This is a genomic window from Mesorhizobium sp. M0139 (assembly GCF_040322455.1).
Taxonomy (GTDB): Bacteria; Pseudomonadota; Alphaproteobacteria; order Rhizobiales; family Rhizobiaceae; genus Mesorhizobium.
In genome coordinates this window covers 1-23,232 of the sequence record NZ_JAMYTN010000007.1, presented here as the reverse complement: position 1 = coordinate 23,232, position 23,232 = coordinate 1, and the positions used below count along the sequence as shown (strand labels likewise).

Here is a 23,232-nt window from a genome sequence, read left to right as displayed (position 1 = left end):
CAGGCGCATTGCATTGCGATATCGGGCAGGGAACCGTAGACTGGACCGCTGAGGTTGGTGCGGCCGCATAAAAACGAGGAGCATGGATGGGCGCCGGAGCCTTGACCAGGAGTGTCGAACCCGCTGACGTCGAGCGCCAGCGTTGGCTGGCCTTGGCCGAAAAGGCGCTCGCCGGCGCCTCCTTCGAGGAAAAACTGGTCTCGCATACCGACGATCAGATTCGCATCGAACCGCTCTACGATCGCGCCGGCGGCGCCGAGCCGCTTGTGCGCGCCAACCCCAAATTGCCCTGGATCGTCAGCCAGCGCATTGACGATCCCGATATCGGCCGCGCCAAGGCGCAGGCCCTGGACGATGTGGCACAAGGCGCGACGGGATTGTCGCTTGTCTTCGAAGGTGCTCCGAATGCGTTCGGCTATGGCCTGCCGAGGACGGCGCAGGCGCTGGAGACGGTGCTGGACGGCGTACCGCTCAACCGCACGCAGATCCGCATCGACGCCCATCCCTGGAGCCGTGCCGTCGCCGACTGGCTGGTGGCGTTCCTGAGCAAGCGCCGCTCCGACCCGGCAAAGCTGAACCTCTCCTTCGGCATCGACCCGGCGGCAATCTTTGCCGGAACCGGCCGGCTTCGCATGTCGATCGAGGCGTTGCAGGCATCGATGCCGCAATCGCTGGCGCATTTCTTCTCGCTGGGCGTGCCGGGTGTGCTGCTGGAGGCAGACGGGCGGGTGTTCCACAATGCCGGCGCCACGGAGGCGCAGGAACTCGGCACCATGCTCGCTTCCGCCGTGTCCTACCTCAGGATGTTCGAGGATGCGCGCCAGCCGCTTGTCTATGCCGCTCCCCATATCGGCTTTGCGCTGAGCGTCGACCAGGACCAGTTCCTGTCCATGGCCAAGGTCCGGGCGTTGCGCAGGCTGTGGGCACGTATCCAGGAAACCTGTTCCATCCCGGAATCGACAGCCAACATCCATGCCGAGACGTCGTTCCGCATGATGACGGCGGCGGATGCCGAAACCAACATCCTGCGCACCACCATCGCCAGCTTTGCAGCGGCAGCAGGCGGCGCGGAATCGATCTCCACCCTGCCACACACCATCGCCCACGGGCTGCCGGCCGGCTTTGCCCGCCGCATCGCCCGCAGTGCGCAGTTGATCATGGCCAATGAAAGCCATATCGACCATGTCGCCGACCCAGCATTTGGGTCGGGCGCAGTCGAGGCGCTGACCCTGGGCCTGTGCGAAGCGGCGTGGGAAGAGTTCCAGCGGATCGAAGCGGAAGGCGGCGTTCTGGCAAGCCTGCAGCAAGGGCATATCCAGAAGCGCGTGAAGGCAGCATCCGAGCGCCGCGCCGAGGCTTATCGGAGTGGTGAACGGGCAATCATCGGCACCACGCTTTACCCGCTGAAAAACGATGCCCCGGTCGAGACGCTGGCGGCTGAGCGGCGGCCGCCTTTCACAGAGGGCGTGGCGGTGTGCGAGGCGCTGTTTCCCGTCCGCATCGACCAGGCAATCGGAGCCGCACAGTGATCCCGGATTTCAGCCACATTGGCTGGTCGGCGCCACGGCGCGCGCCGGTCGAGGTCAAGGGCCAGCGGCTGACGCCGGAAGGCATCGCCGTCAAGCATCTCTACAGCCAAGGCGATCTCAAGGGGCTGCCGCATCTCGACACCTATCCGGGAATGCCGCCCTTCGTGCGCGGTCCCTACCCGACCATGTATGTCCAGCAGCCGTGGACGATCCGGCAATATGCCGGCTTCTCGACGGCCGAGGAATCCAACGCCTTCTACCGGCGCAATCTCGCCGCCGGCCAAAAGGGCCTTTCGGTCGCTTTCGATCTGCCCACCCATCGCGGCTATGACAGCGACCATCCGCGCGTTGCCGGCGATGTCGGCATGGCGGGCGTGGCCATCGATTCCATCCTCGACATGCGGCAATTGTTCGACGGCATCCCGCTGGGCGAGATGACGGTGTCGATGACCATGAACGGCGCGGTGCTGCCGATCATGGCGCTCTATATCGTCGCGGCCGAAGAACAGGGCGTTGCTCAGAAGGATCTCGCCGGCACCATTCAGAACGACATTCTGAAGGAGTTCATGGTCCGCAACACCTACATCTATCCGCCGAAGCCCTCGATGCGGATCGTGTCTGACATCTTCTCCTATACCTCCCAGCACATGCCGAAGTTCAATTCGATCTCGATCTCCGGCTATCACATGCAGGAGGCCGGCGCGACCGCGGACCTGGAACTCGCCTACACCATCGCCGACGGCATCGAATATGCCCGCGCCGGCGTCGCCGCCGGGCTCGACATCGACCGTTTCGCCCCGCGGCTTTCCTTCTTCTGGGCGATCGGCATGAACTTCTTCATGGAGATCGCCAAGCTCCGCGCGGCGCGCCTGTTGTGGGCGACCCTGATGCAGAAGAATTTTGCACCGAACGACGAACGCTCGCTGTCGCTGCGCACCCATTGCCAGACCTCCGGCTGGTCGCTGACGGCGCAGGACCCCTACAACAACATCACCCGCACCATGATCGAGGCGATGGCGGCGACGCAGGGACATACCCAGTCGCTGCACACCAACTCCTTCGATGAGGCGATGGCGCTGCCGACCGACCACTCGGCGCGCATCGCCCGCAACACGCAGTTGATCCTGCAGAAGGAATCCGGCACCACCCGCATCATCGATCCGTGGGGCGGCTCGGCCTATATTGAACGGCTGACGCATGATCTGGCGGCGCGTGCGCTCGCCCATATCGAAGAGGTCGAGGCGCTTGGCGGCATGGCGGCGGCAACGGAACAGGGCATTCCAAAACTGCGCATCGAGGAAGCGGCGGCGCGCACGCAGGCGCGTATCGATTCCGGCGAGCAGATACTGGTTGGCGTAAACGCGCATCGCCCCGAGAACGACATCGACGTCGACGTGCTGAAGATCGACAATGCCGAGGTCAAGGCCCGGCAATTGTCGAAGCTGCAGAACCTGAAAGGCACGCGCAATGTCGGCGCGGTCGAGAGCGCGCTCGAGGCGCTGACCCGCGCTGCGCAGGGTAACGAAAACCTGCTGGAATTTGCCATCCGCGCCGCGCGCGCCAATGCCACGGTCGGCGAGATCTCGCTGGCGCTCGAAAAGGTCTTTGGCCGTCACGTCGCCTCGGTGCAAACGATCTCCGGCGTTTATCGCAATGCGCTTGGCGACAATCTGACGGTCGACCGATTGCTGGAGAAGCTCGAAGCTTTCGAGAAGAAGTCCGGCGGCAAGCCGCGCATCCTGGTCGCAAAGATGGGACAGGACGGCCACGACCGTGGCCAGAAGGTGATCGCCACGGCCTTCGCCGATCTCGGCTTCGACGTCACGGTCGGCGCGATGTTCCAGACACCCGAGGAGATCGCCGGGCTGGCGGTGGCGCAGGACGTCCATGTCATAGGCGCCTCGTCGCTGGCGGCGGGGCACCTGACACTGATCCCCGAACTACGCGACGCGCTGAAGAAGCTCGGCCGCAGCGACATGCTGATCGTCGCCGGCGGCGTCATCCCGCCGCAGGACTATGACGCGGTGCTGGAAGCTGGCGCCGCGGAGATCTTCCCGCCAGGCACGGTTATTCCGGAGGCTGCGGATCGGTTGCTGGACCGCCTGCTGGCGAGCTGATTGAAACAGTTGCACTGCTTATCGCAGTTGCGTTACAATATCGGGCGCAACCTATGGTATAGCTATGAACAAACACCATCATTCACGGACTTGAGGACGGATCGGGCGTTGTAATCCTGCCGCGGGAAACGCTCGACAGCTTGAGCCTGCAAGTGGGCGATGAACTCCAGATCATCGAAACCACGACGGCATCATCCTAAGGCCGGTGCCGTGTGACGACGTCGAACGGCAAATACGTGCTGCTCGCGATGTCATGGACAAGTATGAGCCCGCGTTGCGAAAGCTGGCTGTGCAAATAGGGTGAGCTGGCGTCAGGCGTCCGACAGCTTGACAATTTCCCATTCCTTGCCGTTGACGCTTGCGACGTCGCCGACCTTCTTGCCGAACAGCGCCACGGCCATTGGCGAGACGTGTGAGATGCTGCCCTTTGAGGGGTCGGCCTCGTCCTCGCCGACGATCTTCCAGTGCACTTTCTTGCCGTCATCGCTTTCCAGCGTGACACCCATGCCGAAGCGCACCTGGTCGCTGCCCGGTTCCGGCACGGAAAGCTCGGCGCTTTCGCGGCGCGCTGTCCAGTAGCGCAGGTCGCGCGAGACGACGGCAATGCGCTCGCGATCGGCTTTTCGCTCGGCTTTCGCCAAAATGTCGCGCAGATCGGCCAGATTGTCCTCGATCATCGCCAGGCCGCGCTCCGTCACCAGATTGCGGTGTTGGCTGATCGGCCGCTCGCCGATGCCGGCAATGGCGTTTTCGCTGTCTTCCTCGCGGGTGAAAGCCCTGCTCATCGGATAAACTTAGGCCCGCTTCGGCGACTGTACAAGCCACTTGGCGGACCCGGTCATTGGTCGGACTATCGCCGAGCGGAGACCTATGCGGCTGGCCCAATTCCTGCGAAGAACCATTTCATCGCAGGGATCTGTGCCGATGTTGAACAGACGAACGCTTCTCAAGGGGACTGTCGGCTTTGCGGTGCTCGGCGTTTCGCTGGACAACGCCTTGGCGAAGACGGCAGCGCTTGGCTCGATCAATGCCGCCGAGCTTGGCGTGGAGCCGGACGCACCGGACGACCAGAGCAAGGCCTTCGCCACGATGCTAGCCGAGGCAAGCCAGCGCAATGCGCCGGTGTTCCTGCCGCCGGGCACCTATGTCGTGTCCAACCTGACCCTGCCCGCCCGCGTCAGGCTTTCGGGCGTGCCGGGCGCCTCGCGCATCCTCTATGGCGGCAATGGCCATTTGCTGACGGCCGAACAGGCCGAGCATATAGAGTTCACCGCATTGGTCTTCGACGGCGCCAACGGCGGGTTGGCCGACGATGCGCAAGGCCTGCTCGACCTGCGCCGCGTCGCCCATCTCGTCATCGACAATTGCACGATCACCGGCAGCTGCAAGCATGGGCTGGCGCTGGAGCATGCGTCGGGCCGCGTCGAGCGCTCCGAGATTTCGGGGGCTGCGGACGCCGGCATCTACTCCGTCGAGGCCGCTGGCCTGGCGATATCCGATAATGCCGTATCCGACTGCGGCAATGGCGGCATTCTTGTCCATCGCTGGCAGCAGGCCGAGGACGGCACGATCGTCAGCGGCAACCGCGTGCAGCGGATCGGCGCGCGCAGCGGCGGCACCGGGCAGAACGGCAATGGCATCAACGCATTCCGTGCCGGCAATGTCTCCGTCACCGGCAACATCGTCTCGGACTGCGCCTTCTCGGCGATCCGCGCCAACAGTTCAAGCAATCTGCAGATGACCGGGAACACCTGCTCGCGGTCGGGCGAAACCGCGCTCTATTCCGAATTCTCCTTCGAAGGCGCCATCATCGGCAACAACATCGTCGATGGTGCCGCTAACGGCATCTCGATCGTCAATTTCAACGAGGGCGGCCGTATGGGTGTCTGCTCGAACAACATCGTGCGCAACCTCTCGACCACCGGCCCCTACCCCGCCGACGCGCCGGGCTTCGGCGTCGGTATCAGCGTCGAGGCCGACACCACCGTCTCGGGCAATGTCATCGAGAACGCGCCGCTCTACGGCATGCAGATCGGCTGGGGCGCCTATATGCGCAATGTTGTGGCGACGGGAAACATCATTCGTCAGGCCGGAACCGGCATCGCCGTCACTGTGGTCGAGGGCGCTGGGAACGCCATCATCTCCGACAACGTCATCGACGGCGCCGAGAACGGCGCCATCATCGGCCAGCGCTGGGCCGAACGGGCGACCGGCGACCTCGCGCGGTCGAGCGATAGCGGCTATGCGCACCTGACGGTCGAGCGAAACAGGGTCAGCTGAGCGTCGTCGTCGGCCGCAGCGAGCCGACCTTGGCGCCGATGCGGCTTTCGATCGGCGGATTGGCCCGCTCCAGAAGGTTCGCCGCCAGTGCGCCGTCGGCGCTGAGAAGTTTTGCCAGCACAGCAGCAATCATCACCTCGGCGGCGCGGCCGGCGCCGTCATCACATTTCAGCGCGATGCCGAGGCCAAGCTCCGGAACGGCAGCGCAATAGACGCCTTCGGCGCCCGTCTTGACGAAGATGCGGCCGGGCGCGGCCTGCATCAGCGCCACATCGGCCTTGCCGGTGCCGGCGACCAGGAAAGGCTCGGCCATGCAGGCAGACAGCAGGCGTTTGGCCGCCTTGGCACGCTCAGGGCCAAAGCTCCTGCCCGTAGCCATGCGGGCAAAGCCAAGGGCAAAACTTTTCAGCGGCACGGCATAGGTGGGGATCGAGCAGCCATCGGTTGCCCGGTGATCCGCATCGTGGGCAGCGCCGGTCACCGCCTGCATGGCGTCGCGCACCATCTCCTGCAAACCATGGCCTGCCTTGACGTAGCCTTGGTGGGCAATCCCTGAGTGCACGCAGGTGCAGAGAAATCCGGAATGCTTGCCCGAGCAATTGTTGTGCAGTGCGTTCGGCGAGACGCCTGTGCGGGCCAGTGCGATCGTCGCGTCGTGGCTCGACGGCCAATGCGCGCCGCATTCCAGCGCCGACTTGTCGAGGTCGGCCTTGGCCAGCATCGCCTGCGCCAGTTCGACATGCGCGGGTTCGCCTGAATGTGAAGCGCAGGCCAGCGCCAGTTCGCGGTCGCCGAAGCCATAGGCATCGGCGGCACCCGTTTCGACCAGCGGCAGCGCCTGGATCGCCTTGACCGCCGAGCGCGGAAACACCGGCCGCGCCGTATCGCCGATCTCCAGGACAGGCTTGCCGTCACCGTCAAAGATTGCGACAGCGCCGCGATGGGCGCTCTCGACGATCGCGCCGCGCAAGACTTCGACCAGAACCGGATTTGTCATCACCACCCCGAAAAATACGGGCCGCTTCTACCTGATCCGGTCGAGGATGGAAACGTAGTTGGCGACGGCAGCGCCACCCATGTTGAAGATGCCGCCAAGCTTTGCGTCCGGCACCTGGATGCCGCCTGCTTCGCCGGTCAACTGCATGGCGGTCAGCACATGCATCGACACACCGGTGGCGCCGATCGGATGGCCCTTGGCCTTCAGCCCGCCCGAAGGGTTGACCGGCAGCCTGCCGTCTTTTGCAGTCGTGCCGTCTAGCGCCAGCCTGCCGCCCTCGCCCGGCTTGGCTAGGCCCATCGCCTCATATTCGATCAGCTCGGCAATGGTGAAGCAGTCATGCGTCTCGACGAAGGAGAGGTCGTCGAGCGTCACGCCGGCCTTCTTCAAAGCCTGGTTCCAGGCTTGCTCGCAGCCTTCGAAGGACAGGATGTCACGCTTCGACATCGGCAGGAAATCCTGGACATGCTCGTTGGCGCGGAAGGCGACGGCGCGGCGCATCTTCAGCGCCGTCGAGGTGTCGGTGAGCACAAGAGCGGCGGCGCCATCGGAAACCAGGGAGCAATCGGTGCGCTTCAGCGGACCGGCGACGAAGGGGTTCTTCTCGCTTTCCTGGCGGCAGAATTCGTAACCGAAATCCTTACGCATCTGCGCGTACGGATTGTCGACGCCGTTCTTGTGGTTCTTGGCGGCGATCATCGCCAGCGCGTCCGACTGGTCGCCATAACGCTGGAAATAGGCCTGCGCGATCTTGCCGAAGACGCCAGCGAAACCGGCCGGCGTGTCGCCCTCCTCCGGCAGATAGGAAGCCTTGAGCAGGTTCTTGCCGATCTCGGGGCCGGGGGTCGTCGTCATCTGCTCGGCACCGACCACCAGCACGATGCGGGCGGCATTGGCGTCGATGGCGCGGATGCCTTGGCGGAGCGCTGCCGAACCCGTGGCGCAGGCGTTCTCGACCCGCGTCGCCGGCTTGAAGCGCAGCCGGTCATCGGCCTGCAGCACCAGGCTGGCGGTAAAATCCTGAGGGGAGAAGCCGGCGTTGAAATGGCCGAGCACGATCTCGTCGACCTCGTCCGGGCCAATGCCGGCATGGTCGAGCGCGTCGACCGCGACCTTTGTGATCAGGCCCTCGAGCGTCTGGGCTTCAAGCTTGCCGAAGCGCGAATGCGCCCAGCCGACGATGCATGCGGTCATGGCAACCTCCGTTCGCCGCAAGCCTAACATGTCATAGCGCGGCATCAGCCTCTAATATTGTTCAACAGTGAACCGTTTTCCAGTCCAAGGGATGGGCCAGAGCGACACGATCGGTTGATCCGAGCGCGAGTTTTTTATTGATTGATCCGTCAATAAAAAATAATCTCGGTTTTGATCTGGATCTCCCCAATGCCGAAAGTCGGAATGGAACCGTTGCGCCGCAAGGCGCTCATCGACGCGACGATCTCGGCGATCGGCGAGCGCGGCTCGCTTGATGTGACCATGTCGGAGATCGCCGGACGGGCGGGCGTGTCGTCGGCCCTTGCCCACCACTATTTCGGCGCCAAGGACGAACTGCTGCTGGCGACGATGCGGCACATACTGGCCGAACTGACCATCGACATGCGGCGCGCCCTGCAATCCGCCGGCTCGCCGCGCGAACGCGTCTCGGCGGTGGTCGCCGTCAACTTCTCCGACATCCAGTTCCGGCCGGAAACCATCGCGGCCTGGCTCGCCTTTTATGTCGAGGCACAGAAATCATCGGCCCTGCGCCGGCTGCTCAGGGTCTATGCGCGGCGGCTGCACTCGAACCTGATGAGCGGACTGACCGGCATACTGCCGCGCAACGAGGCCGACCGCGCGGCGGAAGCGGTCGCGGCGATGATCGACGGGCTGTACATCAGGCGCGCGCTGAAGGACGGCGTGCCGGATGCTCAAACCGCGATCGCGCTGGTCGAAGATTATCTCGAAATCAAACTCGGCGGGCGACAGACACAGTGACAGCCTCAGTGATATCAAGGCGACCCAACATCCTGATCGTCATGGTCGATCAGCTCAACGGCACGCTGTTTGCGGACGGGCCGGCGGACTTCCTGCATGTGCCGCATCTCAAGGCGCTGGCCGCACGCTCGGCGCGCTTCGGCAACAACTACACGGCCTCGCCGCTTTGCGCGCCGGGCCGCGCCGCTTTCATGAGCGGGCAATTGCCGTCGCGCACCCAGGTCTATGACAACGCCGCCGAATTCGCTTCCTCGATCCCGACCTATGCGCATCATCTGCGCAGCGCCGGCTACTACACCTGCCTGTCGGGCAAGATGCATTTCGTCGGGCCGGACCAGTTGCACGGTTTCGAGGAGCGGCTGACCACCGACATCTATCCCGCCGATTTCGGCTGGACGCCGGATTACCGCAAGCCCGGCGAGCGCATCGACTGGTGGTATCACAATCTGGGCTCGGTCACCGGCGCCGGCGTTGCCGAGATCACCAACCAGATGGAGTATGACGACGAGGTCGCCTTCCACGCGGTGCAAAAACTCTACGATCTTGCCCGCACCTCCGAGGACGAGGCCAGCCGGCCCTGGTGCCTGACGGTTTCCTTCACCCACCCGCACGACCCCTATGTCGCACGGCGGCAATATTGGGATCTCTATGAAGACTGTCCGGCGCTTGAGCCGGAGGTGGGATTCATCCCCTATGCCCATCAGGACCCGCATTCGCAACGGCTTTACCGGGCCAGCGACTACGACAGTTTCAACATCACGCCCGAGCAGATCCGCCGCTCGCGGCGCGGCTACTACGCCAACATCTCCTATCTCGACGACAAGGTCGGCGAGTTGATGTCAGTGCTGGAGCGAACGCGCATGCTGGACGACACCATCATCCTGTTCTGCTCCGACCATGGCGACATGCTTGGCGAGCGCGGCCTGTGGTTCAAGATGAATTTTTTCGAGGGCTCGGCGCGAGTACCTTTGATGATCGCCGGCAAAGGCATTCCTGCAGGGCTGATCGAGGCGCCGGTCTCCAACCTCGACGTGACGCCGACATTGTGCGATCTCGCCGGCATCGACATCTCCGCGATCGCACCGTGGACCGATGGCCAGTCGCTGCTGCCGTTGCTTGATGGCGGACAGCGCACCGCGCCGGTGCTGATGGAATATGCCGCCGAGGGCTCCAACGCGCCGTTGGTGGCGATCCGCGACGGCCGCTACAAATTCATCCATTGCGAGATCGACCCGCCGCTTCTGTTCGATCTCGAAGCCGATCCGCAAGAACGCACCAATCTTGCCGCCGATCCGGCGCATGCCGATCTGGTGGCCGCCTTCACAGGAGCAGTGCGGGCGCGCTGGGACATGGCGGCCTTCGATGCCGCGGTGCGCGTCAGCCAGGCGCGGCGCTGGGTGGTTTATCCCGCGCTGCGCAACGGCACGCATTACCCCTGGGAGTTCCAGCCACTGCAGAAGGCGTCGGAACGCTACATGCGCAACCACATGAACCTCGACAATCTCGAGGAACAGAAACGCTTTCCGCGAGGCGAATGATGACAATTGTCCCCTCCCTCGAGCACCTCAGACAGGCCTATGCCGTGACGTCGAAGGCGACGCAGATCACGCCTTTGCTGGAATCGACAGCCTTGGCCAAGGAGACGGGTGCGGCCCGCGTCTTCATCAAACCGGAATCGCTGCAATGGGCGGGATCGTTCAAGGTGCGCGGGGCCTATTGGCGGTTGAAGCGGCTGTCGCCGGATGAGGCCAGAAAAGGCGTCGTCGCCTACTCCTCCGGCAATTTCGCGCAAGGGTTGGCGGCTGCCGGCCAGGCGCTCGGCATTCCCGTCACCATCGTCATGCCGATCGACGCGCCGGCCGCCAAGCGCGATGCGACCGCAGGTTATGGCGCGCGCGTCGTGCTGACCGATCATGGCGAGCGCGCCCGTGAAGAGGTCGCAGCCGCCAAGGCCCGCGAGATTGCCGAGACCGAAGGGCTGGCGTTGCTGCATCCATTCGACGATCCGGAGATCGTTGCCGGCCAGGCCGGCGCCGGGCTCGAAGCGCTCGAACAATTCGAGGCAAAGGACGCCAGTGCCGAACTTCTGTTCTGCTCGGTCGGCGGCGGCGGACTGATCGGCGGCATGTCGCTCGCCTTCCACTATCTGTCGCCGGCAACCGAGATCATCGGCGTCGAGCCGGAAGGCTTCAACGGCATGGGTGCATCGCTAGCGCATGGCGCCATCGAGACCATGCCGATCGCGCCGAAATCGATTTGCGACGGGCTGATGTCGCGGCGGCCGGGCGACGCGCCGTTTGCGGCGGTCAAGACCGCCGGCGTGCGCGGCATCACCGTCGATGATGCCTCCGTGCGGCGGGCAATGAAGATCGCCTTCGAACGGATGAAGCTGGTGCTCGAGCCATCGGGCGCCGCCTCTCTGGCGGCGCTCCTCGGCGGCAAGGTGGATGTGACGGGTAAAACGGTCCTGGTCATGGCTACCGGCGGCAATGTCTCGCTCGCCGATTTTATTTCGCATATGAACGATGGGCGCATGTGAACCATGCTTGAAGCAGACTTCGTCATCATCGGCTCCGGCTCGGCCGGCTCGGCCATGGCCTACCGACTGTCGGAAGACGGCAAGCATTCGGTGATCGTCATCGAGTTCGGCGGTACCGATATCGGGCCGCTGATCCAGATGCCGTCGGCGCTGTCGATCCCGCTCAATATGAGCCTTTACGACTGGGGCTTTGCCAGCGAACCAGAGCCGCATCTCGGCGGCCGCGTGCTGGCGACGCCACGCGGCAAGGTGATCGGCGGCTCGTCCTCGATCAACGGCATGGTCTATGTCAGGGGCCACGCACGCGACTTCGACCACTGGGCCGAACAGGGGGCAGCCGGCTGGGGCTTCGCCGACGTGCTGCCCTATTTCAAGCGCATGGAGGACAGTGACCGGGGCGAGGACGGCTGGCGCGGCCATGGCGGCCCGCTGCACGTCCAGCGTGGCCCGCGCAAGAATCCGCTCTACGGCGCCTTTGTCGAGGCCGGCCGCCAAGCCGGGTTCGAACTGACCGACGACTACAATGGTTCGAAGCAGGAAGGCTTCGGGCCGATGGAGCAGACCATACGCGGCGGCCGCCGCTGGTCGGCGGCGTCAGCCTATCTGAAGCCGGCGCTCAAGCGGCAAAATGTCAGCGTGATCAGAGGCTTCGCCCGCCGGGTGATCATCGAGAATCAGCGTGCCGTCGGAGTCGAGATCGAAGCTCACAAACAGATTCAGGTCGTTAAGGCGCGACGTGAGGTGATCGTTGCCGCATCATCGATCAATTCGCCCAAGATCCTGATGCTATCCGGTATCGGCCCGGCCGCGCATCTCAAGGAGAACGGCATCCAGGTCGTGTCCGACCGGCCCGGTGTCGGCCGCAATCTGCAGGATCATATGGAGCTCTACATCCAGCAGGAATCGACCCAGCCGATCACGCTGAATTCGGTTCTCAACCCATTCTCCAAGGCGCTGATCGGGGCGCAGTGGCTGTTCTTCAAGACCGGCCTCGGCGCCACCAACCATTTCGAGGCCGCAGCCTTCGTGCGCTCGCAGGCCGGCGTCGACTACCCCGACATCCAGTATCACTTCATCCCGGCTGCGGTGCGCTATGACGGCAAGGCGGCGGCGAAGGCCCATGGCTTCCAGGCGCATGTCGGGCCGATGCGGTCGAAGTCGCGCGGTTCGGTGACGCTGCGCTCGCCCGACCCGAAAGCGACGCCGGTCATCCGCTTCAACTACATGTCGCATCCAGACGACTGGACCGAGTTCCGCCACTGCATCCGGCTGACCCGCGAGATCTTCGGCCAGAAGGCTTTTGACGGCTTCCGCGGCAAGGAAATCTCGCCGGGTTCGCATGTCCAGTCGGACGAGGATCTCGACGCCTTCATCCGGGATCATGCCGAGAGCGCCTATCACCCGTGCGGCACCTGCAAGATGGGTCGGGCCGATGACATCACGAGCGTCGTCGATCCGGAGTGCCGCGTCATCGGCATCGACGGGTTGCGGGTCGCCGACTCCTCGATCTTTCCGCGCGTCACCAATGGCAATCTCAACGCGCCCTCGATCATGACCGGCGAAAAGGCCTCCGACCACATTCTCGGCCGCACGCCGCTGGCGCCATCCAACCAGGAACCCTGGATCAATCCGCGCTGGCAGGTGGCGGATCGATAGGGCATTGTCCGGCGGACTGCTCCGCAATAGCGAATACATCTGGAGAACAGCATGCGCGCCCAGCCAACGGCATCGCACTATGTCAACGGCCGCTACATCGAGGACGAAGGCGGCGCGCCGCTGCCGGTGATCTATCCGGCGACCGGTGAGGTCATCGCCACTTTGCATTCGGCGACTCCGAACGTGCTGGAGCTCGCCATCGAAGCCGCGCGGGCCGCACAACCGGCCTGGGCGCGGATGAAGCCGGTCGAGCGTGGCCGCATCCTGCGCCGCGCCGCCGACATTTTGCGCGCGCGCAACGCCGATCTGGCGCGGATCGAGACGCTCGACACGGGCAAAGCGATCCAGGAGACGCTGGTGGCGGATGCACTATCGGCCGCCGACTGCCTCGAATATTTCGGCGGCGCGGTTGCCGCCTTCAACGGCGAGGCGATCGATCTTGGTGGACCTTTTGCCTATACGCGCCGCGAGGCGCTCGGTGTGTGCGTCGGCATCGGCGCCTGGAACTATCCGATCCAGATCGCCGGCTGGAAATCCGCCCCGGCGCTCGCCATGGGCAACGCCATGGTATTCAAGCCTTCGGAGAACACGCCGCTGTCGGCGCTGGCGCTGGCCGAGATCTACTCAGAGGCGGGCCTGCCCGACGGGCTGTTCAACGTCGTGCAAGGCTATGGCGAAGTCGGCGCCGGCCTCGTCGGCCATGATGTCGTTGCCAAGGTTTCGGTGACCGGCTCGGTGCCGACCGGCCGCAAGGTGCTGTCGCTCGCCGGTTCGAAGATGAAGCATGCGACGATGGAACTCGGCGGCAAGTCGCCGCTGATCGTGTTCGACGATGCCGATCTCGAAAACGCCATCGGCGGCGCCATGCTCGGCAATTTCTATTCGAGCGGGCAGATCTGCTCCAACGGCACGCGTGTTTTCGTACAAAGCGGCATCCATGACCGCTTCGTCGACCGGCTGGTCGAGCGGACGAAAAAGATCCGCATCGGCGATCCGCTCGATCCTGAGACGCAGATGGGGCCGCTGGTCAACAAGGCGCAGCAGGAGAAGGTCGTTTCCTACATCGCGGCCGGCAGGCAGGATGGAGCAACGCTCGCCTGCGGTGGCAACGTGCCGTCGCTGCAAGGGTTCGATGGCGGCTTCTTTGTAGAACCAACCGTGTTCACCGGTGTCACCGATAAGATGCGCATTGCGCGCGAGGAGATTTTCGGGCCGGTGATGAGCGTGCTGAAGTTCGACGGCGAGGACGAGGTGATCGACCGCGCCAACGACACCGAATTCGGCCTCGCCGCCGGCGTCTTCACCCGCGACCTGCAGCGCGCTCATAGGGTGATCGCCGAACTGCAGGCCGGCACCTGCTGGATAAACGCCTACAATCTGACGCCGGTGGAAATTCCGTTTGGCGGGGTGAAGCAATCCGGCATCGGGCGCGAGAACTCGCTGGCGGCTTTAGCGCTCTATTCGCAGCTGAAGGCGGTGTATGTCGAGACCGGGGATGTAGCGAGCCCGTATTGAGGGGTTGGCGCGAGGCACCCCCCTCTGCCCTGCACGGCAGAGGGGGGTGCCTCGCACCGGCCTCTCAACAACCTCACCCCTTCTGCGCTGTCCCATCAAGATACTGCGTCAGCGCGCAGACCAGATGATAGAAGATGCTGGCCGGCACGTCCGATGCCAAGGAGCGGCCGCGTTCGTCGATGCGGTCGATCCACAGGCCGAGCGGCGCCGGGTCGATGTGCCAGCGGAATAGCCGGCCGACGCGCGCCTCGATTTCGGGCTTGAGGTCGGGACCACCCGAGCCATCCAGCGCAATCGCCGCCTTGATCGCTTCGGCCTGTGGCCAGCTCCGCGACACAAGGTCGAGCGGCAGGCCCTGTCTGGAGACCGCGCCGTAGGCAAGGCCGGTGGCGCGGTTGAGGCCGTTGGCGATGGCCGAGGCGTAGAGCTTGCGGGCAAAATTGCTCAACTCGCCCTGGCCGCTGCGGGCGACGAAATCGGTGAGCAGCGAGGCCCATTCGAAATGATGGCCGGGCTCGGTCCATGTGCCCTTCTCGCCGGCGGCCGGCTTCCACCCGGCGTCGAAATATTCGCCCAGCGTCCAGCTCTCGGCATCGAAGAAATGACTGCGGAAAAGGTCGATGATGCGCGCGGCGCGGCGCAGATAGGTGCGGTCGCCGGTCGCCTTATACCAGGCGAGGAAGGCCTCGAGCAGATGCATATGCGGGTTGGAGCGCCGCTCGCCCTCGCCGTCCGACGTCTCGAGGAAGCCGGTCATGCGGCTGTCCTCGAGATGCGCGTCGAGGAACACGAAGGTCTCCTGGCCCAGCCGCAGCGCATCCGGATTGCCGCACATATGCGCATGCGCCAGCGCCAGCAGCACGCAGGAATGGTCGTAGGCATCCTCGGTTGGGTCGGCGACGGAGCCGTCGACATTGAGCGTGCGCACCCAGCCGCCTCTCTCGGTGCGGCCCTTGCCGGCCATGAAGGCGATGCCGTGGCTAATCAACCGGTCCGCCGGACCGTCCCAGCCGCGTGCCCTGGCGACCGCAAAGGCATAGACCTGTCTGGCCGTCGTGCGCATACGCTTGGGCTTCAACAGCGGATTGCCATCGAAACCCAGCGCCTCGTGGAAGCCGCCATGACGCTCATCGACGCCTGAAGTTGACCACAGCGGCAAGGTCTCCTCGAACAGCCAGTGATGCACGCGCCGACGCCAGGCGCCGCTCTCGATGACGCGGTCGTGTGCCGGCGTAAACCTGGTTTCCAGCCGTCCCGATTTCTCCAGCTGCTCGACGATCTTCTTGACGTGCTGGCTGTGGCTGACCGGTGCGACGAAGGTGGCGTCCGCCGTCGAGACGATCGCGACGTCCTTCATGCCGATAGCCGACAAAAGCCGGCCGTCGCTTCTGATGTAGGAGTTCTCGCAATCGATGGCGACAACATCGCCGACGACGACATTGCCATTGGCATCAGCAGGGCCGACATCGAGCAGCGACTGCCAGGAGCCGAGGTCGTTCCAGCGAAAGCCGGCCGGCACCATGGCGATGTCCTTGGCCCGTTCCATGATGGCGTAGTCGATCGAGTTCGACGGGATGGCGGCGTAGAGGTCGAGCGGCATATAGAGGCCGGACAGATCCGAAGTCGCTGCCTTGTAGGCCGCTTGGGTGGCCTCCCAGATGTCGGGCTGGAAGGCCGCAAATGCATCGCGCATGGCGCCGGCGCGAAACAGGAAAATGCCGGTGTTCCAGTAGAAGGTGCCCGCCCTGAGATAGCTCTGCGCGATGGCGAGGTCGGGCTTTTCGACGAAGCGCGACACGTCGAAGACGCCAGCGCTTTCGGCTGCGACTTCGATATAGCCATAGCCGGTCTCGGGCTGCGTCGGCTTGATGCCGAACACCACCAGACGGCCGGCAAGCGCTGCCTGGCTGCCCGCCTCGACGCTCTGCCAGAACTGCTTGGGCGTGGCGATTTCATGGTCTGACGGCACCACCAGCACCAGGCTGTCGCCGAACTCCGACAATGTGCGCAGCGCGGCCAGCGCCACGGCGGCAGCCGTGTTGCGCCCGGTCGGCTCGAACAGCGGGCCACCGCCGGCGAGGTCGAGGCCGGCAAGGTCGGCATGCACGCGCTCGGCATGGCGCTCGGCGGCGATCAGGAAGATCGGCGTTTCGCCCTCCGGCCGCGCCGTCAGCCGGCGCAGTGTCTTGGCCAGCATCGAGCCGTCGCCGGAAAGATCGTGGAACTGTTTCGGGTTGTCCTCGCGCGACAGCGGCCACAGCCGCGAACCGACACCGCCGCTCATGACAAAACTGACGATGCGCTCGCTCATGAAAGGTCCAATCAGAACGTCTGGTTGTAAGCGCCGACTTCGGGGCTGCGGCGCAGCACGGCGTCGACCGCCTCGAACATCTGCCGGCGGCGGTCGGACGATACCGGGCTTTCGACAACCACGACAAGCTCCGGCTTGTTCGACGACGCCCGTACCAGGCCCCAGGTGCCATCTTCGGCCACGATGCGCACGCCGTTGACGGTGATCAGGTCGGCGATCTTCTGGCCGGCAAAAGCCTTGCCGGCGCGCTGCATCGCCTGGAAGTCCGCCACCACCCGATCGACCACGCCGTATTTCACGTCATCGGCGCAATGCGGCGACATGGTCGGCGTGCCGAAGGTCAGCGGCAGCGCGCGATAGAGATCGGCCATCGAACTTGTGGGGTTGCGGACGAGCATCTCACATATGGCTATTGCCGTGATGAGACCGTCATCATAGCCGCGGCCGATCGGCGGATTGAAGAAAAAATGGCCCGACTTCTCGAATCCGGCGACGGCGCCAAGCTCGGCGACGCGGCGCTTGATGTAGGAATGGCCGGTCTTCCAGTAATCGGTGACCGCGCCATTGGCGCGCAGGACGCTGTCGGTGTGGAACAGGCCGGTCGACTTGACGTCGACGACGAAAGTCGAGCTGGAATGCTGGCTGGAGATGTCACGCGCCAGCATGACGCCGACCTTGTCGGCGAAGATCTCGTTGCCCTCATTGTCGACCACGCCGCAACGGTCGCCGTCGCCGTCGAAGCCCAGCCCGACATCGGCGCCGGTCTCCAGCACCTTGTCGCGGATGGCGTGCAGCATCTGCATGTCTTCGGGGTTGGGGTTATAGCGGGGAAAACTGTGGTCGAGCTCGACATCGAGCCGGATCACCTCGCAACCGATGCGCTCCAGCGCCTGTGGCGCGAAGGCGCCGGCAGTGCCGTTGCCGCAAGCCGCCACAACCCTGATCTTGCGCGCGATGCGCTTGTCCTGGGTCAGGTCGTCGAGATAGGTCTCGCGAAAACCGGAGACGAATTCGTAGCAACCGCCGCCGGCGAGATCGAAATCGCCCGACAGCACGATCTGTTTCAGGGCGCTCATCTCCTCCGGTCCGAAGGTGAGCGGCCTCGCCGCACCCATCTTGACTCCGGTCCAGCCATTCTCGTTGTGCGATGCCGTGACCATGGCGACGGAAGGCGCGTCGAGCGCGAACTGGGCGAAATAGGCCATGGGCGACAGCGCCAGGCCAATGTCTTTCACCTTTGCGCCCGCAGCCATCAAGCCGGAAACCAGCGCCAGCTTGATGGCAAGCGAATAGGAGCGGAAATCATGCCCGGTGACGATGTCGGGACCCGCGCCAAGACGGCGGATCAAAGTGCCCAGGCCCATGCCCAACGCTTGGACGCCGATCAGGTTCAGGTCCGGCGGTTGCGTCGAACCGGCATGGCCAAACCACCAGCGCGCGTCGTATTCGCGAAAGCCGGACGCCTTGATCAGCGCTTCGGTTTCGAATTCGAAGCTGTTGGGCCGGGCGTCGCCTACGATTTTCAGGGGCAAGGCAGCAAAGCTCCAGATGGCGAAAACACGATTTATCGAGGCTGCTGCCTAGCACACAAGGCTTTAAGCCAGGTTTATCCCGGGAGGGAAAGCCAAGCTTTGCGGCAATGCCCAACGAAAGCCAACGGAATGCGACAGAAGCGCTGCCATTGCCGCTTGCAGGAACGGTATGCGGCAGCTATAAGCCCGCGGTCTGGTCACGGAGTGTAGCGCAGCCTGGTAGCGCACCTCGTTCGGGACGAGGGGGTCGCAGGTTCAAATCCTGCCACTCCGACCAGAAAAAACAGACACTTAGGTGTTTGTTCTCCCGACCCACAAGATAGCTTGATGCAAACCGGCCGCGTCGGCGTCGCTGTCAGCATGGTGTTTTGACGCGACAACCTTCCGCGCTACCTCGATAATAGGAATGCCGCCGAGACAGCGGCCGGAACGAGGTTTGCGGAAGATGAATTTGTTGATTTCAAGCCGGCTGTCAGCGCTGCTCGCTTTGTCCCTGGCGGCAGGCTGCTCATCGCTGGGCAGCGCGGTGAACCCGGCGAAATACGACAGCATGACATGCGCCGAGCTCAACACCGCCGTAGGCGATACCGCGCGCGACATCTCGCAAACCGCCATCACCCGCGGCAAGGTCGCCAACACCAGCGTGCCGAACTGGCTGCTCGGCGGCACGCGCGTGAAGAGCGCAGTGGCCAAGCGTGAGACGGCCAGAATCGAACTGCTGAAGCAGCGGCAAGAGGCCATTGTCGCGACAAGGGCCAACAGATGCCCCAGGTCAGCGGGCTAGCGAACTGGCCCTACCTATCTGCTGAACGTCACGCCTTAAGCACTCAGCCTGAAGCGCGTGACATCGATCGCCGCAGCCATCAGCGTCTGGGTGTAGGCGGCCTGCGGGTTGCTGAAGATCTCTTCCGTCGGGCCTTCCTCGACGATCTTGCCCTGCCTCATGACGATGATGTAGTCGGCCATGGCGCGCACCACGGAGAGATCGTGGCTGATGAAGAGGTAGGACAGTTCGTGGTCGGCCTGCAGCTTGCGCAGCAATTCGACGATCTGCTTCTGCACCGAGCGGTCGAGCGCCGAAGTCGGCTCGTCCAGCACCACCAGTTTGGGCTTCAGGATCACTGCACGCGCGATGGCGATGCGCTGGCGCTGGCCGCCGGAGAATTCGTGCGGGTAGCGGTTGCGTGCGTTGGGGTCGAGGCCGACCTCGAGCAAGGCCTCGACGGCGCGCTGATCGCGTTGCTTGCCTGACAGGTTCGGCTCATGCACCAGAAGCCCTTCGGTGATGATCTGGCCGACGGTCATGCGCGGCGACAGCGAGCCGAACGGATCCTGGAAGACGAGTTGCATCTCACGTCGCAGCGGCCGCATCGCATGGCGGTCGGCGGTGGAGATGTCGCGGTCGCCGAAGCGGATGACACCGTCGCTGGGCAACAGGCGCAGAAGTGCGCGGCCGAGCGTCGATTTTCCCGAACCGGACTCGCCGACGATACCGATGGTCTGGTTGCGCTTCAGCCGGATCGAAATGTGATCGACGGCGCGTAGCAGCAGCGGTTCGCCGGCAAGGAAGCCGCCGCCGATCTTGAAGGTCACTTCGACATTGCGGCCCTCCAGCAGCACAGGAGCGCTGGGCGGCGGCGCCGCCTTGGTGCCGGTCGGTTCGGCGGCCAGCAGCATTTTGGTATAGGCATGCTGCGGGTTGGCGAAAAGTGCTTCCGCCTCGCCTTCCTCGACCACCTCGCCATAGCGCATGACATAGACGCGGTCGGCAAAGCGCCGGACGATGCCGAGATCGTGGGTGATAAAGACGATGGCCATGCCGAGCTTGCGCTGCAATTCGGCGAGCAGCACCAGGATCTGCGCCTGGATGGTGACGTCGAGCGCCGTCGTCGGCTCGTCGGCGATCAGGATGTCGGGGTCGTTGGCGAGCGCCATGGCAATCATGACGCGCTGGCGCTGGCCGCCCGACATTTCGTGCGGATAGGATTTCATCCGCCGCTCGGGATCGGGAATATGCACAAGCCGCAGCAGCTTGAGCGCCTCGTTCCGTGCCTCGGCTGCGTTCAGCCCGCGGTGCTTGCGGATTGGTTCGATCAGCTGGTTGCCGATCGAATAGAGCGGATCGAGCGAGGTCATCGGCTCCTGGAAGATCATGCTGATCTTGGCGCCGCGCACCTTGTTGAGGTCGGGCTTGCTCATGGTCAAAAGGTTGCGGCCGCGATAGTCGACGTGCCCCGTCGCCTCGCCGTTGGACGCCAGCAGGCTCATCGCCGCCATCATGGTCTGGCTCTTGCCGGAGCCGGATTCGCCGACCACGGCTACGGTTTCCCCTGCCTTGACGTGGATGTTGATGCCCTTGACCGCTTCGACCGCGCCGTCGAGCGTGCGGAAGCGGACGCGAAGGTCCTTGACGCTGAGGATCGTTTCGGGCGTTTCCATCGCAACGGTCCCCATTTTATTTGGTCCCCATATTATCGGTCTCTCGGATCGAGCGCATCGCGCAGGCCGTCGCCGACGAAGTTCAGCGCAAACAGCGTCGACACGAGGAAGAAGGCGGGGAACAAAAGCAGCCAGTTGGCGGTGCCGATGTTCTTGGCGCCGACGGAGATGAGCACGCCCCAGCTGGTCATCGGTTCCTGCACGCCAAGGCCGAGGAAGGACAGAAAGCTTTCCAGGATGATGACCTGCGGCACCAGCAGCGTCATGTAGATCACCACTGGTCCGAGCAGATTGGGGATGACATGGCGCAGCAGGATGCCGCGCTGGCCGACGCCCATGGCTTCGGCCGCCTGGACATACTCCTGCCGCCGGATCGACAGCGCCTGGCCGCGCACGATGCGCGCCATGTCGAGCCACAGCACCGCTCCCACCGCCAGGAACATCAGCACGAAGTTGCGGCCGAAGAACACCACCAGCATGATGACAAAGAAAATGAAGGGCAAAGAATAGAGCACGTCGACGATGCGCATCATCACCTCGTCGATCTTGCCGCCGGAAAAGCCGGCCGCCGCCCCGTAGAGGACGCCGATGACCACCGCGACAATGCCGGCAAGCAGGCCGATGGCCAGCGAGATGCGCCCTGCCATCAGCGTTCGCGAGAGAAGATCGCGACCGGTGTTGTCGGTGCCGAACAGGAAGTACTGCTGTTTGACCGACGCAGTCATAGTCAATTCGAGCCCGTCGGCCGATTTGCTCTCTATCTTGGTATCGTCGAAGGCATCGGAGCGGTCAAGATAGCGGATGTTGCGGTCGTCGATCGGTTTGGTCGAGGTGACGGTGACGGTGACGCGACTGCCGTCCAGTTTCCACTCCTTGATGTCGACGCGCATGCGCTTGATGGCATCCTTGAGCGCCGTCTCGATCATGTCGGGCTTCGGATAGGCTGAAAAGCTTGGCGGCGTGCGCACATAGTCGGCATAGATGGTGGTGTACTGATGCGGCACGAACCAGGGGCCGAAGATGCTGATGACGCCAATGAAGCCCAGGTAATAGAGGCTGAACATGGCGGCGCGGTTGGCTTTGAGGCGCGCCCATGCGTCGCCCCAGAGCGAGCGGCCGACGACGGCCGGCGGAGCGGCGGCGGCTGTGATGTCAGTCATAGCGCACCCTCAGTCATAGCGTACCCTCGGGTCGACGACCGCGTACATGACGTCGACGATCAGGTTGAAGACGATGGTGAAGAGCGCGATCACCACCACGGTCCCCATCACCAGCGTGTAGTCGCGGTTGAGCGCGGCATCGACGAAATAGCGGCCGACACCGGGAATGGAGAAGATGGTCTCGACGATGACCGAACCGGTGAGCAGCGCCGCGGCTGCGGGGCCGGTGAAGGAAACGATCGGCAGGATGGCGCCGCGCAGCGCGTGCTTGACCACCACCGACCAGTCGGAGAGGCCGAGCGCACGCGCCGTTCGGATATGATGCGAACGCAAGCTCTCGATCATCGACCCGCGCATCAGGCGGGCAACGATGGCGATCTGCGGCAAGGCCAGCGTCAGCACCGGGCCGATCTTGTTGATCAATGCGCCATCACCCCAGCCGCCGATCGGCAACAGCTTCCAGGTCAATCCGAACACCAGCTGAATCACAGGAGCGATGACGAAGGTGGGGATAGTGCTGCCGGCGGTCGCCAGCGCAATCACCGTATAGTCGCCAAGCTTGTTCTGGTTGAGCGCGGCGATGGTGCCGAGCACCGAACCAAGCAGCAGCGCCAGGATCAGCGCCGAGGTGCCGAGCTGGACCGATATCGGCAGCCCCTTGGCAAACAGTTCGGTGACGGTGAAGTCAGGCAAATTGTAGCTCGGCCCGAAATTGCCGCGCAGAAGATTGCCGAGATAGTGGGCATATTGCAGCCAGAGCGGATCGTCGAGGCCGAACTGTGCTTCCAGATTGGCCCTGATCTCGGGACTGAGGCCCCGCTCCTGATTGAAGGGGCCGCCCGGTGCGACGCGTATCAGGAAGAACGCCATGGTCACGATGACGAACAGCGTCGGAATGGCGGTCAGAAGCCGCCGTAAGATGTATCGCAGCATCGGCGCCCCGCTTCGGCCAGAGCGACATACGTCCATGCGGACGCATTGCCACGCTCCGGCGCCAAATCTTCGCACCGGGCTTGCCGAAAATCGACCACGACTTTCGGACCGGTGCGATGACCGACCAGTCCGGGGGGGGGCGCCCGGGGGGGGGGGGGGGGGGGGGGGGGGGGTTTGTTAGATGTTGGGGCGGGGGCGGGGGGGGGGGGTGGGGGGAGTAAGGGTTGTGTTTAATAAAAAAAGCAGCCGG

Annotated in this window: 17 protein-coding genes and 1 tRNA gene; 10 read left to right on the top strand and 8 right to left on the bottom strand. The window is 64.0% G+C overall.

Annotated features, from left to right (window positions below):
• Positions 1-86 precede the first annotated feature (86 nt).
• Positions 87-1,529: a methylmalonyl-CoA mutase subunit beta gene (locus NKJ58_RS13405; protein WP_352853290.1), complete on the top strand. Its 1,443-nt coding sequence runs from the start codon at positions 87-89 to the stop codon at positions 1,527-1,529.
• Positions 1,526-3,646 carry a methylmalonyl-CoA mutase gene (scpA, locus tag NKJ58_RS13400; RefSeq protein WP_352853288.1) on the top strand — a complete coding sequence of 707 codons (2,121 nt, stop codon included), beginning with the start codon at positions 1,526-1,528 and terminating at the stop codon, positions 3,644-3,646. The genes NKJ58_RS13405 and scpA overlap by 4 nt, the downstream gene beginning before the upstream one ends.
• Before the next feature lie 311 nt (positions 3,647-3,957).
• On the opposite strand, the gene greA is transcribed toward scpA, so the two are convergent.
• Entirely contained in the window at positions 3,958-4,431 is a 474-nt protein-coding gene (greA, locus tag NKJ58_RS13395; protein ID WP_023670749.1) for a transcription elongation factor GreA, read from the bottom strand.
• 139 nt (positions 4,432-4,570) lie between these two features.
• On the opposite strand from greA, the gene NKJ58_RS13390 reads away from it, so the two are divergent.
• The gene (locus NKJ58_RS13390; protein ID WP_023816476.1) at positions 4,571-5,926 is read left to right on the top strand and encodes a TIGR03808 family TAT-translocated repetitive protein; all 1,356 of its coding nucleotides are present in this window, start codon (positions 4,571-4,573) and stop codon (positions 5,924-5,926) included.
• Here NKJ58_RS13390 and NKJ58_RS13385 read toward each other — a convergent pair.
• Positions 5,919-6,923, bottom strand: a complete 1,005-nt coding sequence (locus tag NKJ58_RS13385; RefSeq protein WP_023754817.1) for an asparaginase — start codon at positions 6,921-6,923, stop codon at positions 5,919-5,921. The genes NKJ58_RS13390 and NKJ58_RS13385 overlap by 8 nt on opposite strands.
• A 27-nt stretch (positions 6,924-6,950) precedes the next feature.
• Positions 6,951-8,117: an acetyl-CoA acetyltransferase gene (locus NKJ58_RS13380; RefSeq protein ID WP_352853285.1), complete on the bottom strand. Its 1,167-nt coding sequence runs from the start codon at positions 8,115-8,117 to the stop codon at positions 6,951-6,953.
• 189 nt (positions 8,118-8,306) lie between these two features.
• Here NKJ58_RS13380 and betI point away from each other — a divergent pair, with 189 nt between their 5' ends.
• The 5 genes from betI to betB are packed head-to-tail and all read left to right on the top strand — an operon-like array spanning position 8,307 to position 14,607.
• Positions 8,307-8,897, top strand: a complete 591-nt coding sequence (betI, locus tag NKJ58_RS13375; RefSeq protein ID WP_023742680.1) for a choline-binding transcriptional repressor BetI — start codon at positions 8,307-8,309, stop codon at positions 8,895-8,897.
• A gap of 8 nt (positions 8,898-8,905) precedes the next feature.
• A complete protein-coding gene (gene betC / locus NKJ58_RS13370) occupies positions 8,906-10,435 on the top strand; it encodes a choline-sulfatase (RefSeq protein ID WP_023834450.1) in 1,530 nt (509 codons plus the stop codon).
• Complete coding sequence (locus NKJ58_RS13365; protein ID WP_352853283.1) at positions 10,432-11,436, top strand: threonine/serine dehydratase family protein; 1,005 nt, start codon at positions 10,432-10,434, stop codon at positions 11,434-11,436. Before betC ends, NKJ58_RS13365 begins: the two co-directional genes overlap by 4 nt.
• A gap of 3 nt (positions 11,437-11,439) precedes the next feature.
• Complete coding sequence (gene betA, locus NKJ58_RS13360; protein WP_352853281.1) at positions 11,440-13,092, top strand: choline dehydrogenase; 1,653 nt, start codon at positions 11,440-11,442, stop codon at positions 13,090-13,092.
• 51 nt (positions 13,093-13,143) lie between these two features.
• Positions 13,144-14,607: a betaine-aldehyde dehydrogenase gene (betB, locus tag NKJ58_RS13355; protein ID WP_023709830.1), complete on the top strand. Its 1,464-nt coding sequence runs from the start codon at positions 13,144-13,146 to the stop codon at positions 14,605-14,607.
• A gap of 73 nt (positions 14,608-14,680) precedes the next feature.
• On the opposite strand, the gene NKJ58_RS13350 is transcribed toward betB, so the two are convergent.
• Both NKJ58_RS13350 and NKJ58_RS13345 read right to left on the bottom strand, forming a co-directional pair.
• On the bottom strand, positions 14,681-16,918 hold the full coding sequence (locus NKJ58_RS13350) for a mannose-1-phosphate guanylyltransferase/mannose-6-phosphate isomerase (RefSeq protein ID WP_352853279.1): 2,238 nt from the start codon (positions 16,916-16,918) through the stop codon (positions 14,681-14,683).
• 11 nt (positions 16,919-16,929) lie between these two features.
• Complete coding sequence (locus NKJ58_RS13345; RefSeq protein ID WP_352560178.1) at positions 16,930-18,450, bottom strand: phosphomannomutase/phosphoglucomutase; 1,521 nt, start codon at positions 18,448-18,450, stop codon at positions 16,930-16,932.
• A 200-nt stretch (positions 18,451-18,650) separates the two neighbouring features.
• On the opposite strand from NKJ58_RS13345, the gene NKJ58_RS13340 reads away from it, so the two are divergent.
• Positions 18,651-18,727: transfer RNA gene (locus NKJ58_RS13340), tRNA-Pro, on the top strand.
• A gap of 168 nt (positions 18,728-18,895) precedes the next feature.
• A complete protein-coding gene (locus NKJ58_RS13335) occupies positions 18,896-19,234 on the top strand; it encodes a hypothetical protein (protein WP_023684572.1) in 339 nt (112 codons plus the stop codon).
• A 35-nt stretch (positions 19,235-19,269) separates the two neighbouring features.
• Here the strand turns inward: NKJ58_RS13335 and NKJ58_RS13330 are convergent, their stop codons facing one another.
• From NKJ58_RS13330 to NKJ58_RS13320, 3 genes are read right to left on the bottom strand one after another with little or no spacing between them, the layout of a single operon-like run.
• The gene (locus tag NKJ58_RS13330) at positions 19,270-20,889 is read right to left on the bottom strand and encodes an ABC transporter ATP-binding protein (protein WP_023698152.1); all 1,620 of its coding nucleotides are present in this window, start codon (positions 20,887-20,889) and stop codon (positions 19,270-19,272) included.
• Between the two features lie 32 nt (positions 20,890-20,921).
• Positions 20,922-22,049 carry an ABC transporter permease gene (locus tag NKJ58_RS13325; RefSeq protein WP_352520191.1) on the bottom strand — a complete coding sequence of 376 codons (1,128 nt, stop codon included), beginning with the start codon at positions 22,047-22,049 and terminating at the stop codon, positions 20,922-20,924.
• A 9-nt stretch (positions 22,050-22,058) separates the two neighbouring features.
• Complete coding sequence (locus tag NKJ58_RS13320) at positions 22,059-22,982, bottom strand: ABC transporter permease subunit (protein ID WP_023684574.1); 924 nt, start codon at positions 22,980-22,982, stop codon at positions 22,059-22,061.
• Positions 22,983-23,232 lie beyond the last annotated feature (250 nt).

Bases quoted from the DNA above. Each gene is read 5' to 3' on its own strand.
- NKJ58_RS13320 (WP_023684574.1), bottom strand. From the start codon at position 22,982: ATGCTGCGATACATCTTACGGCGGCTTCTGACCGCCATTCCGACGCTG.
- NKJ58_RS13380 (WP_352853285.1), bottom strand. From the start codon at position 8,117: ATGACCGCATGCATCGTCGGCTGGGCGCATTCGCGCTTCGGCAAGCTT.
- greA (WP_023670749.1), bottom strand. From the start codon at position 4,431: ATGAGCAGGGCTTTCACCCGCGAGGAAGACAGCGAAAACGCCATTGCC.
- NKJ58_RS13350 (WP_352853279.1), bottom strand. From the start codon at position 16,918: ATGAGCGAGCGCATCGTCAGTTTTGTCATGAGCGGCGGTGTCGGTTCG.
- NKJ58_RS13325 (WP_352520191.1), bottom strand. From the start codon at position 22,049: ATGACTGACATCACAGCCGCCGCCGCTCCGCCGGCCGTCGTCGGCCGC.
- NKJ58_RS13330 (WP_023698152.1), bottom strand. From the start codon at position 20,889: ATGGAAACGCCCGAAACGATCCTCAGCGTCAAGGACCTTCGCGTCCGC.
- NKJ58_RS13385 (WP_023754817.1), bottom strand. From the start codon at position 6,923: ATGACAAATCCGGTTCTGGTCGAAGTCTTGCGCGGCGCGATCGTCGAG.
- betA (WP_352853281.1), top strand. From the start codon at position 11,440: ATGCTTGAAGCAGACTTCGTCATCATCGGCTCCGGCTCGGCCGGCTCG.
- betI (WP_023742680.1), top strand. From the start codon at position 8,307: ATGCCGAAAGTCGGAATGGAACCGTTGCGCCGCAAGGCGCTCATCGAC.
- betB (WP_023709830.1), top strand. From the start codon at position 13,144: ATGCGCGCCCAGCCAACGGCATCGCACTATGTCAACGGCCGCTACATC.
- NKJ58_RS13405 (WP_352853290.1), top strand. From the start codon at position 87: ATGGGCGCCGGAGCCTTGACCAGGAGTGTCGAACCCGCTGACGTCGAG.
- NKJ58_RS13390 (WP_023816476.1), top strand. From the start codon at position 4,571: ATGTTGAACAGACGAACGCTTCTCAAGGGGACTGTCGGCTTTGCGGTG.
- NKJ58_RS13365 (WP_352853283.1), top strand. From the start codon at position 10,432: ATGATGACAATTGTCCCCTCCCTCGAGCACCTCAGACAGGCCTATGCC.
- NKJ58_RS13335 (WP_023684572.1), top strand. From the start codon at position 18,896: ATGAATTTGTTGATTTCAAGCCGGCTGTCAGCGCTGCTCGCTTTGTCC.